The sequence below is a fragment of the Allobosea sp. P4_E12 genome (assembly GCF_056401655.1).
Map to the genome: position 1 here is coordinate 7,501 of NZ_JBFUIY010000008.1, position 15,789 is coordinate 23,289.

The 15,789-nt window shown below is 65.9% G+C and carries 13 protein-coding genes and 1 tRNA gene (1 of these 14 only partly in view); 10 read left to right on the forward strand and 4 right to left on the reverse strand.

Going from position 1 to position 15,789, the window contains the following annotated elements; all coding sequences use genetic code 11:
• Positions 1–1,307: the 3' portion of an MFS transporter gene (locus tag AC1DW9_RS11995; protein ID WP_476855097.1), read on the forward strand. Its footprint begins 274 nt before the window's first position; only the last 1,307 of its 1,581 coding nucleotides appear in the window; its start codon lies off the left edge, out of view; the stop codon is at positions 1,305–1,307.
• Between the two features lie 355 nt (positions 1,308–1,662).
• On the opposite strand, the gene AC1DW9_RS12000 is transcribed toward AC1DW9_RS11995, so the two are convergent.
• Positions 1,663–1,752, reverse strand: a tRNA-Ser gene (locus AC1DW9_RS12000).
• A 150-nt stretch (positions 1,753–1,902) separates the two neighbouring features.
• Here AC1DW9_RS12000 and AC1DW9_RS12005 point away from each other — a divergent pair.
• The 8 genes from AC1DW9_RS12005 (at position 1,903) to olsB (ending at position 11,985) form a co-directional block, all read left to right on the forward strand.
• Positions 1,903–2,226: a hypothetical protein gene (locus AC1DW9_RS12005; protein ID WP_441506292.1), complete on the forward strand. Its 324-nt coding sequence runs from the start codon at positions 1,903–1,905 to the stop codon at positions 2,224–2,226.
• A gap of 81 nt (positions 2,227–2,307) precedes the next feature.
• A complete protein-coding gene (msrA, locus tag AC1DW9_RS12010; RefSeq protein ID WP_441506293.1) occupies positions 2,308–2,964 on the forward strand; it encodes a peptide-methionine (S)-S-oxide reductase MsrA in 657 nt (218 codons plus the stop codon).
• Between the two features lie 103 nt (positions 2,965–3,067).
• Positions 3,068–3,643 carry a TIGR00645 family protein gene (locus AC1DW9_RS12015; protein ID WP_476855098.1) on the forward strand — a complete coding sequence of 192 codons (576 nt, stop codon included), beginning with the start codon at positions 3,068–3,070 and terminating at the stop codon, positions 3,641–3,643.
• A gap of 163 nt (positions 3,644–3,806) precedes the next feature.
• Positions 3,807–4,781 carry a TAXI family TRAP transporter solute-binding subunit gene (locus tag AC1DW9_RS12020; RefSeq protein WP_441506421.1) on the forward strand — a complete coding sequence of 325 codons (975 nt, stop codon included), beginning with the start codon at positions 3,807–3,809 and terminating at the stop codon, positions 4,779–4,781.
• A 162-nt stretch (positions 4,782–4,943) separates the two neighbouring features.
• Positions 4,944–7,109 carry a TRAP transporter permease gene (locus tag AC1DW9_RS12025; RefSeq protein ID WP_441506294.1) on the forward strand — a complete coding sequence of 722 codons (2,166 nt, stop codon included), beginning with the start codon at positions 4,944–4,946 and terminating at the stop codon, positions 7,107–7,109.
• Positions 7,110–7,178: 69 nt separating this feature from the next.
• A complete protein-coding gene (locus tag AC1DW9_RS12030) occupies positions 7,179–8,717 on the forward strand; it encodes a YifB family Mg chelatase-like AAA ATPase (protein ID WP_441506295.1) in 1,539 nt (512 codons plus the stop codon).
• Between the two features lie 113 nt (positions 8,718–8,830).
• Entirely contained in the window at positions 8,831–10,933 is a 2,103-nt protein-coding gene (locus AC1DW9_RS12035; RefSeq protein ID WP_441506296.1) for an ATP-binding protein, read from the forward strand.
• Between the two features lie 188 nt (positions 10,934–11,121).
• The gene (gene olsB / locus AC1DW9_RS12040; RefSeq protein ID WP_441506422.1) at positions 11,122–11,985 is read left to right on the forward strand and encodes a l-ornithine N(alpha)-acyltransferase; all 864 of its coding nucleotides are present in this window, start codon (positions 11,122–11,124) and stop codon (positions 11,983–11,985) included.
• A 7-nt stretch (positions 11,986–11,992) separates the two neighbouring features.
• Here the strand turns inward: olsB and AC1DW9_RS12045 are convergent, their stop codons facing one another.
• Genes AC1DW9_RS12045 through AC1DW9_RS12055 form a run of 3 tightly spaced genes read right to left on the reverse strand, consistent with a single transcriptional unit; the run spans position 11,993 to position 14,684 of the window.
• Complete coding sequence (locus AC1DW9_RS12045) at positions 11,993–12,859, reverse strand: SDR family oxidoreductase (RefSeq protein ID WP_476767918.1); 867 nt, start codon at positions 12,857–12,859, stop codon at positions 11,993–11,995.
• Complete coding sequence (gene queG, locus AC1DW9_RS12050) at positions 12,856–14,094, reverse strand: tRNA epoxyqueuosine(34) reductase QueG (RefSeq protein ID WP_441506298.1); 1,239 nt, start codon at positions 14,092–14,094, stop codon at positions 12,856–12,858. The genes AC1DW9_RS12045 and queG overlap by 4 nt, the downstream gene beginning before the upstream one ends.
• Positions 13,992–14,684: a glutathione S-transferase family protein gene (locus AC1DW9_RS12055; protein WP_441506299.1), complete on the reverse strand. Its 693-nt coding sequence runs from the start codon at positions 14,682–14,684 to the stop codon at positions 13,992–13,994. Before AC1DW9_RS12055 ends, queG begins: the two co-directional genes overlap by 103 nt.
• Before the next feature lie 245 nt (positions 14,685–14,929).
• On the opposite strand from AC1DW9_RS12055, the gene AC1DW9_RS12060 reads away from it, so the two are divergent.
• Complete coding sequence (locus tag AC1DW9_RS12060) at positions 14,930–15,727, forward strand: undecaprenyl-diphosphate phosphatase (RefSeq protein WP_476855099.1); 798 nt, start codon at positions 14,930–14,932, stop codon at positions 15,725–15,727.
• Positions 15,728–15,789: the final 62 nt, after the last annotated feature.

Here is a 15,789-nt window from a genome sequence, read left to right on the forward strand (position 1 = left end):
ATCGTATCGGCCGCCGCAAGCTTCTGATGATGGGGGCGGCTGCCTTCGCCGTCGCCTCGGCGCTCGCCGCCTTCTCCACGAGTGCCGTGATGCTGATCGCGGCCCGGGCAGTGCTCGGAGTAGCCGCCGCAACGCTGATGCCGTCGACGCTGGCGCTCATCACGAACATGTTCGCCGATCCAAGGCAGCGCGCTCTTGGCTTTGGAATTTGGGCGACCATGTTCGCGCTCGGCATGGCGCTTGGACCGGTCGTGGGCGGCGTACTGCTGGAGCATTTCTGGTGGGGTGCAGCCTTTCTCATAGCCGTGCCCGTTGTCGGCCTGCTGCTTTTGCTGGCGCCTGTCCTTCTGCCCGAGTATCGCGCATCACATGTCGGCAGGCTGGACCTTGCGAGCGTCGGCCTTTCGCTCGCCGCCATGCTGCCTTCGGTCTATGGCATCAAGCAGGTCGCCAAGGATGGCTTCGGACTTCATCCGGTCGGCGCCATTGCGATGGGACTTGCCTTCGCCACGCTGTTCGTGCGCCGGCAGCAGCGCCTCGCCGACCCGCTGCTCGACATGTCGCTGTTTGCCAACAGAGCTTTCAGCGTGGCGTTGATCGTGCTCCTCTTTGGCCTCGTCGCGGTCGGCGGCTCGATGCTGCTGGTCACGCAATATCTGCAGCTCGTGGCCGGATTTTCTCCACTGGTCGCGGGTCTCTGGATGGGGCCGCCCGCGCTTGCCATGGTCGCGGCCGGCGTCACGGCACCGCTGATTGCCCGGCGCGTTCGCCCCGGCTTCGTGGTGGCCGGAGCGCTGGGGTTGTCGGTTGCGGGCTATCTGATGCTGACCCAACTGGATAACAGCGCGTCCGGCGTGGCCATTGTCGTCGCCGGCTTCTCGTTGGCCTATCTCGGGCTTGGCACGATCGCTGCGCTGGGTACGGACCTCGTGGTTGGATCGGCCCCCGCCGACAAGGCAGGCTCGGCATCGGCGATGTCCGAGACGGTGCAGGACCTCGGCGTATCGCTCGGCATTGCAGTGCTTGGCAGCCTCGCCACCGCCATCTATCGCCGAGCCATGCTCGACCGCATGCCTGATCATCTCGGTCATCAAGCGCAAGAGGCCGTTGGAGACAGMTTGTGGGCGGCATCCTCGGTTGCGTCGCAGCTGCCTGTCGGCCTGATGGAAGAGGCGCAGGCTGCGTTCACAGCAGGGTTCAGCACCGCGGCCATGTTCAGTGCCGTGAGCGTTTCACTCCTCGCCATCCTCGCTGCCGTCTCGCTGCGGCATATTGGCGTCATTCACGGTAGCGAGCCGCCCCGGTGAAGCGGGTGGAGCCCTTTCGGGACGGTCCGGCGCTGAAGGGCCACATCACCGGCCCCGAGGCGATCCGGGATCAGGCGAGAGCCGGCGCCGACCGCGTGCGGACCCCGCTGGAACGTTCAGGGCAGAAGGTCGTCATGCCTCGCTGGTTCGCATATTCGCGAAAAGCGGCCAGAGCGCGAATGCAGCCCGCAGCGACGATTATCCCGCGGTCACCTCGGGGCGCCGCCCCAACGCGTCGAGGTTACGGGAAGCCAGATGCGCATCATGGCATCGAAAGGGGATCTGCTCAGGCCCCTTGCCGCAGGACCCGGCGCAAAAATCGACCACGCTCGACGTGGCCGGTTCTGTTTTGAAATGGCGGACAGGGCGGGATTCGAACCCGCGATACGGTTTCCCGTATACACACTTTCCAGGCGTGCGCCTTCAACCACTCGGCCACCTGTCCGGCGGGCTGCTTATGACCGCCGAGCCGGCTTCTTTCAAGGCCTGAAACGCGCTTTTCGTATTCTTGCGTGGAGAGCGCCGGACAAGGTTGCAAAGCCGTGCCCGAATGGGCACATCGGATGCGAAGGGCGCGTGCGGGGAATGGGGCGGGATGCTGCGTTTTTTCATCCGTTTGCTGGGTTATCTTGCTGTCGCCAGCGGATTCGTGGCGCTGGTCATCGACGGCGCGCGTTCGATCGCCAATTCCTCGCTTCAGTTCACGCCGCTCGGCGAAATCCTCCTCATTCTGCTGCCGACGCGCTATCCGCTGCTGCAGCCAGCCATCGAGCGCAATCTCCATCCGCTGCTCTGGGACCCGATGCTGCTCTCGCTGATGCGGTCGCCCGTCGCGCTGGTCGCGCTGGTGCTCGGTTTCCTCCTGCTCTGGCTCGGCGCGAGGCCCGAGCCGCAGGTCGGTATCGTCACGCGACGGTGAAGGGCCATGCAGGGCGAGCGCCTGTCGGAACGGCGGCGCCATGCTTATCTCGGGAGCAACTGTTGGAGGATGGAGCCGATCATGTTCTCCCTGCGCAAGAAGACGACCCTGCCCAGCCCGGCCGAGGCCCTGCCCGGCCGGTCCGAGCCGATCCCGACAGCCGAGCGCCATTTCCTGAACGATCGCCCGTTGCAGGGCCCGTATCCCGCCGGGACGCAGAAGGCCCTGTTCGGCCTCGGTTGTTTCTGGGGGGCTGAACGCAAGTTCTGGCAGATCGAGCACGGCATCTGGGTCACCGCGGTCGGCTATGCCGGAGGCATCACACCCAACCCGAGCTATGAGGAGGTGTGCAGCGGGCTGACCGGGCATAACGAAGTCGTGCTCGTGGTCTTCGATCCGGCCAGGCTCTCCTACGAGGCCCTGCTCAAGACCTTCTGGGAGAATCACGACCCGACGCAGGGCATGCGGCAGGGCAATGATGTCGGCACCCAGTACCGCTCCGGCATCTATGTCTTCGACGAGGCACAGAAGCTGGCTGCCGAACGCAGCAAGGCAGATTACCAGAGCGCCCTCGCCTCGCGCGGCTACGGACCGATCAGCACGGAAATCCTCGACGCGCCCGCCTTCTATTTCGCCGAGGACTACCACCAGCAATATCTCGCCAAGAATCCGGCAGGCTATTGCGGCCTCGGCGGCACCGGCGTCGCCTGCCAGATCGGCGTCGGCGTCGACGCCTGATCACGCCCAGCCCCAAACCGATAAGGAGGCCCCGCAGGCTCGCTTGCGGGGCTTCTTCGCATCATGGCAAGAAGCGTCGAGACGATCACGCAGGGGCAGGACGATGGGCGAGCGCGAGATGGAAGCCGGGAACGGGCCCGTTCACCGGCCCTCCGCAGCGACCCGAATTCTGGAATCCATCCTCTTCGCCAGCCGCTGGCTGCTTGCCCCGTTCTACATCCTGCTCGTGCTGGCCCTCGCCGGGCTGCTGATCAAGGCGTTGCAGGAGGCGTTCCACGTCCTGAGCCATGTCTTCACCGCCAGCGAAGCGGACGTGATCCTCGGCGTGCTGGCGCTGGTCGACCTGACCTTCACCGGCTCCCTGATCGTGATCGTGATCTTTTCGGGTTACGAGAATTTCGTCTCGAAGATCGATACCAATGCGCATCGCGACTGGCYGGACTGGATGTCGAAGATCGATTTCTCCGGGCTGAAGCTGAAGCTGATCTCCTCGATCGTCGCCATCTCCGCCATCCAGGTGCTGAAGGCCTTCATGAACGTGAAGGGCACCAGCGACCGCGACCTGATGTGGTATGTCGCGATCCATCTCGTCTTCGTCAGCTCGGGCCTGTTGATGGCTCTCAGCGACCGGATTTCCGGCGATGCGCAGGGCAAGGCCGGCGGCGCAAACGGACACTGAGACGGGCCGCGCTGCACCGGGGGCCGCCCCCCTGTGCCCCGAATTAGCCACACTATTGCGCGCCCTGCGTGCAAAACGCGCCGGCATTGCCAGTCGCGCACTTGATCAGCCGGCAAAAGCTGCGAACACTCCCGGGTTCATAGGGAGCTTCCGTGACATGACCATGACTTTCAGATCGAAACTTGCGGCCGCAGGTCTCGTGCTCGGCGGCGTTGCGTTTGCAGCGGGCCTCGCCTTTGCCCAGGCGCCAGCCTTCTTCCGCATCGGAACGGGCGGCACGGCCGGCACCTACTACCCGATCGGTGGCCTGATCGCGAATGCGATCTCGGCGCCCCCGCAACTGGTCGCAACGGCCGTCGCCAGCAACGGCTCGGTCGCCAATGTCAACGCGATCGTCGGCGGCGCGGCCGAATCCGGCTTCGTCCAGGCTGATGTCGCCTATTGGGCTTATTCCGGCACCGGCGTCTACGAGGGCAAGCCGAAGGTCGCCGATCTGCGCTCGATCGCCAACCTCTATCCCGAGTCGGTCCATCTCGTCGTCCGCAAGGCCTCGAATGTGAAGAGCGTCGCCGATCTCAAGGGCAAGAAGGTCTCGCTCGACGAGCCGGGCTCCGGCACGCTGCTCAACGCCAAGGCGATCCTCAACGCCTATGGCATTACCGAGAAGGACATCTCGGCCGAATTCCTCAAGCCGAACCAGGCAGCCGAGAAGATGAAGGACGGCTCGGTCGACGCCTTCTTCTTCACCGGCGGCTTCCCCGCTGCCGCGATTTCGGAGCTGGCCTCGACCGGCTCGGGCATCGACATCCTGCCGATCTCCGGACCGCAGGCCGAGAAGCTCTCCAAGGAGTTCCCCTTCTTCGCCGCCGACGAAATCCCGGCCGGCACGTACAAGGATGTCGGCGCGATCAAGACCGTCGCCGTCGGCGCGCATTGGGTGACTTCCGCCAAGGTTTCTGCCGACACCGTCTATGCCGTGACCAAGGCCCTGTGGAGCGACAAGGCCCGCGCCGCGCTCGATGCCGGCCATGCCAAGGGCAAGGCGATCCGCAAGGAGACCGCGCTGTCGGGCCTGCAGGGCGTGCCGCTGCATCCCGGCGCCGAGAAGTTCTACAAGGAAGCCGGGCTACTGAAGTAAGCCGCCGCGACCTCCCCTTTCCCGCATGGGAAAGGGGCCAAGGGAGACGGCGCGAGGCCTCACGCGAGAGGCCTCCGGCAAATCCTCCCCGTTCAGACCTCGCTTTCCCTCACCCCTGCCCCTCTCCCCATCCGGGAGAGGGGTTTGCCGTTGAGTTTTGACATGACAACCCAGCCCTCCGCCGCCGAACTCGCCAAGCTCGAGGAAGAACTCGATCCGGAAATGCAGTTCCGCAAGGTGCCGCATGGCACCTCGCTGATCATCGGCGGATTGCTGCTCGCACTCTCGGCTTTCCACTACTACACGGCCGGCTTCGGACTACTGCGCGAGACGACGCATCGCGGCATCCATCTCGCCTTCGTGCTCAGCCTGATCTTCCTGGTGTTCTCGGCCCGCAAGAGCGATGCCCAGACGGTGCACGCCTCGACGCTGCTGCGGCCGGGGGGCGTGCCGCTCTACGATTGGATCTGCGCCGTCGCGGTGGCGATCTCGAGCCTTTACGTGCCCTGGATCTTCGAGGACATGGTCTTCCGCGTCGGCAATCCCTCTACGCTCGACGTCGTCATGGGCACGATCACCATCGTGCTGATGATCGAGGCGACGCGGCGCGCGATCGGCTGGGGGCTGCCGATGATCGCGCTCTTCGCCATTGTCTACGCGATCTTCGGCAACTGGTTTCCCGGCATCTTCCTGCACCCGGGCGCGACCTGGTCGACCCTCGTCAACCATCTCTATCTGACCAGCCAGGGCGTCTATGGCGTCGCGCTTGGCGTGGTCGCAACCTATGTCTTCCATTTCGTGCTGTTTGGCGTGCTCGCCACGCGGATCGGGCTCGGCCGGCTCTTCCTCGGCGTAGCGGCTGCGCTCGCCGGGCGCTTCGCCGGCGGACCGGCAAAGATCTCGATCTTCGGCTCCGCCCTGTTCGGCATGATCTCGGGCTCCTCCGTCGCCAATACCGTGACGGTCGGCTCACTGACGATCCCGATGATGATCCGGCTCGGCTACCAGCGCCATTTTGCGGCAGCCGTCGAATCGACGGCCGCGACCGGGGGGCAGATCACCCCGCCGATCATGGGCGCCGCCGCTTTCCTGATGGTCGAATTCCTGAACCTGCCCTACGCGACGATCGTCATCGCCGCGATCATCCCCGCCTTCATGCATTTCTTCGGCGTGCTGATGCAGGTGCATTTCGAGGCGAAGCGCTCCGGCATGCGCGGCCTGACCGATGCCGAGATTCCGAATCTCCGTGAAGTCTTTGCCCGCGACTGGCCGACGATCGCGCCCCTCTTTGCGCTGATCCTGGTGCTGTTCACCGGCTATACGCCCTATCTCGCTGCGTTCTGGGGCATCACCGGCTGCATGCTGGTTGGCCTCGCGCAGTATCGCGCCGCCTCGGCCCTCGCCTTCGCGCTCGCCATCGGCCTTGCCGCGCCAACCGAGTTCCTGCGCGTGCCCGGCGTCAACGCGACCTTCACGCTGGCCTGTTTCGCGGTGATGGCGCATGGCGTGCTGATGCGCTCGGACGAGGGGCGCCGGCGCATGAACGACATGGTCGATGCCTTCATCCTCGGCGCCAAATACGCCATTGGCGTCGGCGCGGCGGCGGCGACCGTCGGCATCATCGTCGGCGTGGTGACGCTGACCGGCGTCGGCTTCAAGATCTCCTGGATCGTGACCTCGCTCGCCGATCAATGGGCCAAGGGCGTGCTCGATCTCGTGCCGTTCCTGCCCTTCGACATCAAGTCGGCGACGCTGTTCTTCACGCTGCTGCTCACCGGCATCGTCTGCATCCTGCTCGGCTGCGGCGTGCCCACCACGGCGAACTACATCATCATGGTGACGGTGGCCGCGCCGGCGCTCGGCCTGCTCGGCGTCAACCCGCTGGTGGCGCATTTCTTCGTGTTCTATTACGGGGTCCTCGCCGATGTGACCCCACCAGTCGCGATCGCAGCCTATGCCGGAGCGAGCATGGCCGGCGCCGATCCGTTCAAGACCGGCAACACCGCCTTCCGGCTGGCGCTCGGCAAGGTGCTGGTACCCTTCGTCTTCGTGTTTTCTCCCTCGATGCTGATCATGGCGCCGGGCTTCACCTGGACCGAGCTGATCGGCTCGACCGCGGCCTGCATCGCCAGCATCACCTTCCTCTCTGCCGCTTTCGCCGGCTGGTTCCTGGCCCCGCTGGCAATGTGGGAACGCGTTGTCGTCGGCATCGCCGCCCTGCCGATGATCCTGGCGACCCCGGCCAGTGTCCTGGCGGGGCTCGTCATCGCAGCCCCCGTCCTGCTGCGTCAGGTGGGGGCGCGGCGGGCCAGCGTGGCGCCGGCCTGAGTTCCCGATATGTTCTTGCCAGTGAGCTGAGCATTCGCTAGCCTCCCCCAAGGGAACAGGGAGGCGCGGATGGTCACGCGGGTCGCGACGGTTGCGTTCGAGGGCATCGAGGCGCGCGCCGTCGACGTGCAGGTCCAGGTCACAGCGGGCGGCGTCGCCTTCCTTCTGGTCGGCTTGCCGGACAAGGCGGTGGCGGAAAGCCGCGAGCGAGTGCGTGCCGCGCTGATCGCATCGGGACTGGCGCTGCCGGCCAAGCGCATCACGGTCAATCTGGCGCCGGCCGATCTGCCAAAGGAGGGCAGCCATTACGATCTCCCGATCGCACTAGCGGTCATGGCCGCCATCGGCGCGATCCCTGCCGATGCGCTCGCCGGCTATACAGTCCTCGGCGAACTTGCGCTCGACGGCTCCATCACCTCCGTCGCAGGCGTCCTGCCAGCAGCGATGGCCGCCTATGCCCGCGGACAAGGGCTTATCTGCCCCGCCGCCTGCGGCCCGGAGGCCGCCTGGGCTGCCGCCGATGTCGATATCCTTAATCCGCGCTCGCTGATCCAGCTCGCGAACCATTTCAAGGGTACGCAGGTGATGGCCCGGCCAGTGCCGTCCGTGGCCCGGCAATCCGGGCCCCTGCCCGATCTCGCCGATATTCGCGGCCAGGAAAGCGCGCGCCGCGTGCTGGAGATCGCCGCCGCCGGCGGCCATAATCTCCTGATGAACGGGCCTCCCGGTGCCGGCAAGTCGATGCTGGCGAGCCGCCTGCCCTCGATCCTGCCGCCGCTTTCGCCGCGCGAACTGCTCGAGGTCTCGATGGTGCATTCCGTCGCCGGGCATCTCGCCGAGGGAGCGCTGACCGATCGCCGCCCCTTTCGCGCGCCGCATCACTCGGCCTCGATGGCGGCACTCGTCGGTGGCGGCCTGCAGGCCAAGCCCGGCGAGGTTTCGCTCGCCCATCACGGCGTGCTTTTCCTCGATGAATTGCCGGAGTTCCAGGCTCAGGCCCTCGACGCGCTGCGCCAGCCGATGGAGACCGGCGAGGTGCTGATCTCGCGCGCCAACCACCGCGCCATCTACCCCGCGCGATTCCAGCTTGTCGCCGCAATGAACCCGTGCCGATGCGGCAAGGCAACCGAACCGGGCTATGCCTGCCGGCGGCAGCCGAACGAGCGTTGCATGGCCCAGTATCAGACCCGGATCTCAGGTCCGATGCTCGACCGCATCGACATCGTCATCGATGTGCCGGCCGTAACCGCAACGGACCTGTTTCTGCCGGCCGACAGCGAAGGCTCGGCGGAGGTCGCGGCCCGGGTCGCCGTGGCGCGCCAGGTGCAGACGGCGCGCTTCGAGGCGCTCGGCCTCTCCGAGATCGCGACCAACGCCGCGTGCCCGGCGCCCGTGCTCGACCAGATCGCCCGGCCGGACAATGCCGGCATTTCGCTCCTGCGCGACGCCGCCGAGGCCCTGAGGCTGACAGCGCGCGGCTACCATCGTGTTCTGAAAGTCGCGCGCACACTTGCCGATCTCGACGGCGAGATGAAGATCGGCCGGGTCCATCTCGCGGAGGCGCTATCCTACCGTTCACGCATCGATCAGGTGGCGCAGGCCGCCTGATGTCGGAGCGTGCGGCATCCGTGCCGCCAGGTTAACAAATTCATTCAAACGATCGCGAAAGCAGCGTTCGCGCGCGAACGCTTTCTCAAGGGGACGAATACTAGGCTGGCATCATGGAGCTTCCATCTTTCCCAGTGGTCTGGGCTGTTCTCGCCAGCCTGCTGACCGTTCTGGCCGGCGTCGCCGCCGTGATGCAGCTACGCGCACGCAACCGCGTCGTGGAGCAAGCGCTGGACATGACCCAGGATCTGGAGAAGCTGACCGATCGTCTCTGGGCGTTAGCAGATAGCGAAGAGCGCTATCGCAGCCTGATCGAGGCCCAGGGCGATCTGATCGTCCGCCGGAACGAAAGCAGCATCGTCTACGCCAATGCCGCCTATGCGGCGCTTCTCGGAGCGACCGAGGCCGAGATCATCGGCAGCCGCACGGCACCGCGCGTCATCGAGAGCCGACCTGCGCAGGCACTGACCGACGGCACGCGGATCTTCGACGAATGCATCGCTTCGCCCGAGGGAGGCGAGCGCTGGATCTCCTGGGTCGAGACCATCGTGCCGGTCGCCCTCGGCAAGACCGTGCTGCAGCGTGTCGGCCGCGATATCTCCGCCCGGATCGCCGGCGAGCAGGCGCTGGAAGAGGCGCGCAGCCGCGCCGAGAGCGCCAACGAGGCAAAGTCGCGGTTCCTTGCAACCGTCAGCCACGAGTTCCGGACGCCGCTCAACGGGATTCTCGGCATGGCCGACCTCCTGAACGACACCAGGCTCGACCCTGAGCAGACCACCTATGTCCGGGCACTCAGGACGTCGGGCGAAGCCCTGCTCGGCCTCGTCGACGACATTCTCGACTTCGCCAAGGTCGAAGCGGGCAGACTCGAACTCGCCGAAGAGCGCTTCGATCTCGGCCAGTTGGTCGAGACGGTCAGCGAATTGATGGCGCCACGAGCCCAGGCCAAGGGGCTCGAGATTGCGACCTTCCTCGCACCGGATCTCGCCTCGCACTGGATCGGAGACCGCGACCGGCTGCGCCAGATCCTGCTCAACCTCGTCGGCAATGCGATCAAGTTCACCGAGAGCGGCGGTGTCGGCATTCGCGTCGCCCGCGCGGGCGACGCCATCGCCATCAGCGTTTCCGATACCGGTCCAGGCGTTCCGCCAGGGCGATTGCAGGCGATCTTCGAGGAATTCGAACAGGCCGACAGCTCTGCGGCCCGTCGTCATGACGGCACCGGTCTCGGGCTCGCGATCGTGCGCCGGCTCGTGACCTTGATGGGTGGCTCGGTCACGGCAGAAAATGCGCCGGGATCGGGCGCGATCTTCCGCGTTACATTGCCGCTTCCGGAGGGCGGCGCGGGGGTGCGGGTTACGGTACTGCCGGAGTGGCGCGGCAAGCTGATCTTGATCGCATCTGCCGCGCCGTTCGGACCGGACTATCTCGCTGAGACCATGGAGATCGCCGGCGCATCGATCATGCGCGCCCGGAATGTGACAGAAGCGCTCGCGCTGCTCGCGGGCGCGCGGCGCTTCGATGCCGCCCTGATCGACCAGGCCATCGGGGTCGATGAAGCGCGCGCCGTCGCTGCTGCCGCCCGGCAGGCCGGTGTCGGCGAGTGCCTGATCCTGATGTCTCCCTTTGAGCGCCGCCAATTCGGTTCACCGCTCGCTGGCGGGTTCACCGGCTTTCTCGTCAAGCCGGTCCGCGCCCGCTCGCTCTATGAGCGGCTTGCACCGCCTGCCCGGCCGCGGCAGGAGACTCTGCCGCCCCGGGGGGTGACCCCGATCCAGGCCAAGGACCCCGGTCCGCCTCAACTGACGGTGTTGATCGCGGAGGATAACGATATCAACGGTCTGCTCGTGACACGGACCCTTGAACGCCTCGGCTGCACGGCCGTCTGGGCTCGGGACGGGCGTGAAGCGGTCGCTCTCATCGAGGCCGGGCTCACGGGCAAGCGCGCGCCCTTCGATCTCATTCTGCTCGACATCCGGATGCCTGAGCTTGACGGATTGGAAGCCGCTCGTCGGATTCGCGCCCTGGAGGCCTCGCTCGGGCGGCCAAATTTGCTACCCATTGTCGCGGTCACCGCCAATGTCGCCGAGGAGGATCGGCAAGCCGCGCTGGCCGCCGGAATGAATGATTGCCTGGCTAAACCACTGGCCCGAGAGGCGCTTCGCGCCTGGATCGCGCGTGTCACCGGAACGCCGCGCGTCACACTCCGCGCTTGACGGACAGTCACAACTCTGACGCAGTTCTGTCGCGATCCCGTAGGAACATCGGTACTAGCCTGGCGAACTGCAGATTCGACGGCACAGGGACGAGACGGACAATGGCCTTCGACATGTTGCGCGGCCTACGACAGCCGGCAAATCAGCTGCCAGCGGGCCACCCTCTCTTGTCGCGCTTCTCCCCACTCATGCTGATCACCGGCGACACCATGCGCCGCCTCAGTCGGAAGCAGGATCACCTGGGCGAAACGCTCGGCCGCTCCGGCTCTCTGGAAGTGCGGCTGGCGCGCGGCCCGCGCGAGATCTGGCGCGCGCAGCGACTGCGCTATCGGGTGTTCTACCAGGAGATGTCCGCAAAGCCGGATGTCGTCGCCCGCATGTTCCGCCGCGATGCGGATCGCTATGACGCGGCGTGCGACCATCTCCTCGTCATCGACCATGCGGCGCGCGGCCGGTTCGGCGGTCTGAAACCGAAGGTCGTCGGCACCTATCGCTTGATGCGCGAAGGGTCGGCTCTGCGGCTTGGCGGCTTCTACTCCCAATCGGAATTCGATCTTTCTGGAATGATCGAACGCCACCGCGGCCTGCGCTTCCTCGAACTCGGCCGCTCCTGCGTGCTCAAGCCCTATCGCACCAAGAAGACGGTGGAACTGCTCTGGCACGGCATCTGGGCCTATGTCCGGCACCATCGCATCGATGCGATGTTCGGCTGCGCGAGTTTTGACGGCACCGACCCGGATGCGCTGGCGCTGCCATTGAGCTTCCTGCATCACCATGCCCGCGCCGAGGGCGAGTGGTCCGCCACGGCGCGCCCGGAGCGTCATATTGCGATGGACCGGCTGCCGATCGAAGAGGTCGATGCCAAGGCGGCGCTGAAGCTGCTGCCGCCGCTGATCAAGGGCTACCTCCGGCTCGGCGCCCGCTTCGGCTCCGGTGCGGTCGTCGACAAGCAGTTCGGCACCACCGATGTGCTGGTCATCGTGCCGGTCTCGGCGATCGACAGGCGCTATCTCGACTATCTCGGCGACGAAGGGCAGCGCTACGCGGCTTGAGCAACGCTCACTCGCCTGCTGACGCCAGCGCCCGCAGCGCCTCCCTGTAAGTGGGGTAGCGCAGCTCATAGCGCAGTTCGCGCGTCACCAGGGCGTTCGAGACCCGCTTGTTCTCCCCGTAGAAGCTCGCAGCCATGGGCGAGAGCTTTGCCGGATCGAACGGCACTTCGGGGGGCGGAGTCAGACCCGTCAGTTCGGCGGCAAGCGTGATCACGTCCTGTGGCGGGGCCGGCTCGTTGTCGGTGACGTTGTAGACCGCGCCCGCTCGCGGCCTGGCCAGCGAAGCCAGCAGGATGCCGGCGATATCGTCGACATGGATGCGATTGAAGACCTGGCCAGGCTTGATCAGGCGGTTGGCGGTGCCGGCGCGGAGCTTGGTGATGGCATTGCGCCCGGGACCGTAAATGCCGGAGAGCCGGAATATCTGCACCGGCTTGCCACTGCGCTCGCCCAGGGCAAGCCAGGCTTCGTCGATTTCGAGGCGCTGCTTCGAGCGTCGGCTCGTCGGCCGGCATTCGGCCCCTTCATCGATCCAGGCACCGCCGTGGTCGCCGTAAACTCCAATGGTCGAGAGATAGCCGATCCAGCGCAGGTTCGGCGCAGCAGCCAGCGCCTCGCCGAGTCCGTTCAGAACCGGATCGCCCTCGTCATCGGGCTGGACCGAGACGAGGACCGCGTCAGCCTCGGCAACGGCCTGGGCCAAGGGGCGCGATACCGCAAAACCGTCATAGACCAGCGTATGCAAGCCCTCGCGACTAAGACGCCCCGCCTTCTCGGCCGATCGGACCGTACCGGTGACCTCCCAGCCCTCCGCTTGCGCTGCACGCGCGAAAAACCCGGCGGAGTAGCCGAGACCAAGAATGACAAGCTTCATGCGACGGGTTCCGGGGCGGAGAGAAAGGCAAGCCATTCCTGGCGGACGTCAGGATCTGCTTCGCCAGACAGCGCGGCTTCGGCAAGGCCGCGCGCGCGCTCGGGCGCGAGCCTGATCAAGGCCCAGGCGGCCATGGCGCGCACCAGCGGCGAAGCGTCCGCAATCAGCCGCTCGGCGCTCGCGGCAAGATCCGGCCGGCCGCTATTGCCGATGGCGATCAGCACATTGCGGATGAAGCGATCGCGGCCGGTGCGCTTGACCGGCGTGCCGGCAAAGAGCTGGCGGAAGGATGGGTCGTCGAGCGCCGCGAGATCGGCCAGGGGCAATGCCTCAAGCTCGTCCTTCAGCGCAAGCCGGGTCTCGTGCGCCGCCTCGGCGAACTTGTTCCAGGGACATACGGCCAGGCAATCATCGCAACCGAAGACGCGGTTGCCGATGCCGGGCCGCAAGGCGGCGTCGATATGGCCCTGATGCTCGATGGTGAGATAGGCGATGCAGCGGCGCGCATCGAGCTGATAGGGCGCGGGGAAGGCGTCGGTCGGACAGATATCGAGACAACGCCGGCAGGAACCGCAATGGTCGCGCTCCGGCCCATCGACCGGTAGTTCGGCCGTTGTGTAGATCGCGCCGAGAAAGAGCCAGGAGCCGTGTTCGCGCGAGACCAGTACGGTATGCTTGCCCTGCCAACCAAGCCCCGCGGCCTGCGCCAGCGGCTTCTCCATCACCGGCGCGGTATCGACGAAGACCTTCACATCTGCGCCGCCGCGAGCCGCCAGCAACCCGGCGACGCTCTTCAGCCGGCCCTTGATGACATCGTGATAGTCGCGCCTGCGGGCATAGAGCGAAATCGCAGCCTTGTCGGGTTGACCGAGGATGGCGAGCGGATCGCCCTCGCCCGCATAGCTCACACCGAGCATCACGACGCTGCGCACCTCGCTCCAGAGCCGGCGCGGATCAGCGCGTTCGTCCCTGCGCTCGGTCAGCCAATCCATATCGCCATGGTGTCCGGCCGCCAGCCAGGCGCTCAGCCGTTCGGGCGCCTCGGGGATCGCACTGGCGGAGGCGATGCGAGCGACCACGAAGCCTTCGGCGCTCGCGCGCTCCAGCACCGCGCGCTTGAGCTTCTCGCCGTTCAGAAGTCCAGATTGTCGTAATGGGCGCTCGGCGCCATGCCCGGCACCCGGTCGCTCAACAGCGGCCGGAAGCTCGGCCGGGATTTGATCCTCGCGTACCATGCGCGCGCGGCCTCGTCCTCTTCCCAGGGCACATCGCCGAGATAGTCGACGCAAGAGAGATGCGCGGCCGCGGCGAGATCGGCATAGCTCAGCGCACTGCCTGCGAGCCAGTTCCGTTTGGCCGTCAGCCAGGCGATATAGCGCAAATGATAGCGCACATTGGCGCGGGCGGCGCGGATGGCGCTCATTTCCGGCGGGCCACCGCCCTCATCCCGGCTCATGAAGCGCTTCATGACCTTCTCGAGCACCAGCGGGTTGGTGATCTCGCTATCGAATTTGAGGTTGAACCAGTCGAGCAGGCGACGAACCTCGACGCGCTCTGCCATCCCCTCCGGCAACAGGCGCCGGGGGCCCAGCGCCAGCCCGCGGGTCTCGTCGAGATACTCCGAGATCGGTCCGGCGCCCGGGACGGCAAAGCCGTTCTCCTCGCGAAAAACCGGTGTCGTGCCAGCTGTGTTGAGTTCCAGAAACTCGCGCCGGCGCTCCCAGACACGCTCCTCGATCAGCTCCGCCTCCTGCCCGAACTCGCCAAGGACGAGCCGGATGAAGCGCGAATGCGGGCATAACGGATAATGATGAAGGGACGCCATTGCACTCTTGAAACAGATGGATGCGGCCGAAGCAGGGCTGTCGAAGGGGGGAGGCATCGGGCTATGCGCCGCACATTTGCTATAGTCTCGGCTACGCCCCCTCACAACCCGCTGCCCATGGGAAGCCACGAATCCACGGCATTGGCTTGGCGAAGTGGTAACCAATTGGCAAAGAGCTTGGTTCCATAGAGGGGTACGGTTTACCTCTGCCGCGGCGGCGATCTGAGGCTTCCTGGGAAACAGCCATGCAAAACCTGTTCGAAGCGATCGTGCTCGGCATCGTCGAGGGTCTGACCGAGTTCCTGCCGGTCTCCTCCACTGGCCATCTCCTGCTGCTCGGTCACTTTCTCGGCTTTGAATCGAACGGCAAGACCTTCGAGGTCCTGATCCAGCTCGGCGCGATCCTTGCCATCCTGCTGGTCTATTTCCGGCGGCTACTCGACATCGCGCTGCGGCTGCGGACCGATCCGGCGGCACGGCGCTTCGTGATCGGCGTGCTCGTCGCCTTCCTGCCGGCAGCGGTGATCGGCGCCTTGCTGCATGGCTTCATCAAGGGCGTGCTGTTCAACCCGTTCCTGGTCTGCTGCGCCCTGATCGCGGGCGGGCTCGTGCTGCTCGTCGTCGACGAGCTCGAGCTCGAGGTGAAGCACACCGACGCCACCACCTTCCCGCTGCCGATGTATCTCAAGATCGGCTTCATCCAGTGCCTGGCGATGATTCCGGGCGTCTCCCGTTCGGGTTCGACGATTGTCGGCGCCATGCTGCTCGGCGCGAGCAAACGCGCGGCGGCGGAGTTCTCGTTCTTCCTCGCCATGCCGACCATGGCGGGCGCCTTCGCCTATGACCTCCTTAAGAATTACAAGACCCTGACCTTCGACGACATGATGCTGATCGTGGTCGGCTTCGTCGCGGCCTTCTTCGCGGCGCTCCTCGTGGTCAAGACCTTCCTCGACTACGTCTCGCGCCGTGGCTTCGCGCTCTTCGCCTGGTGGCGCATCATCGTCGGCGCAGCGGGTTTGGCGGGTCTGTGGGTGTTCGGCTGATCGGAAGGCCCGTCGAGAACTGGGATCCCAGCAGTTCCGACTGAAGGCGCTGTCCATCGCGG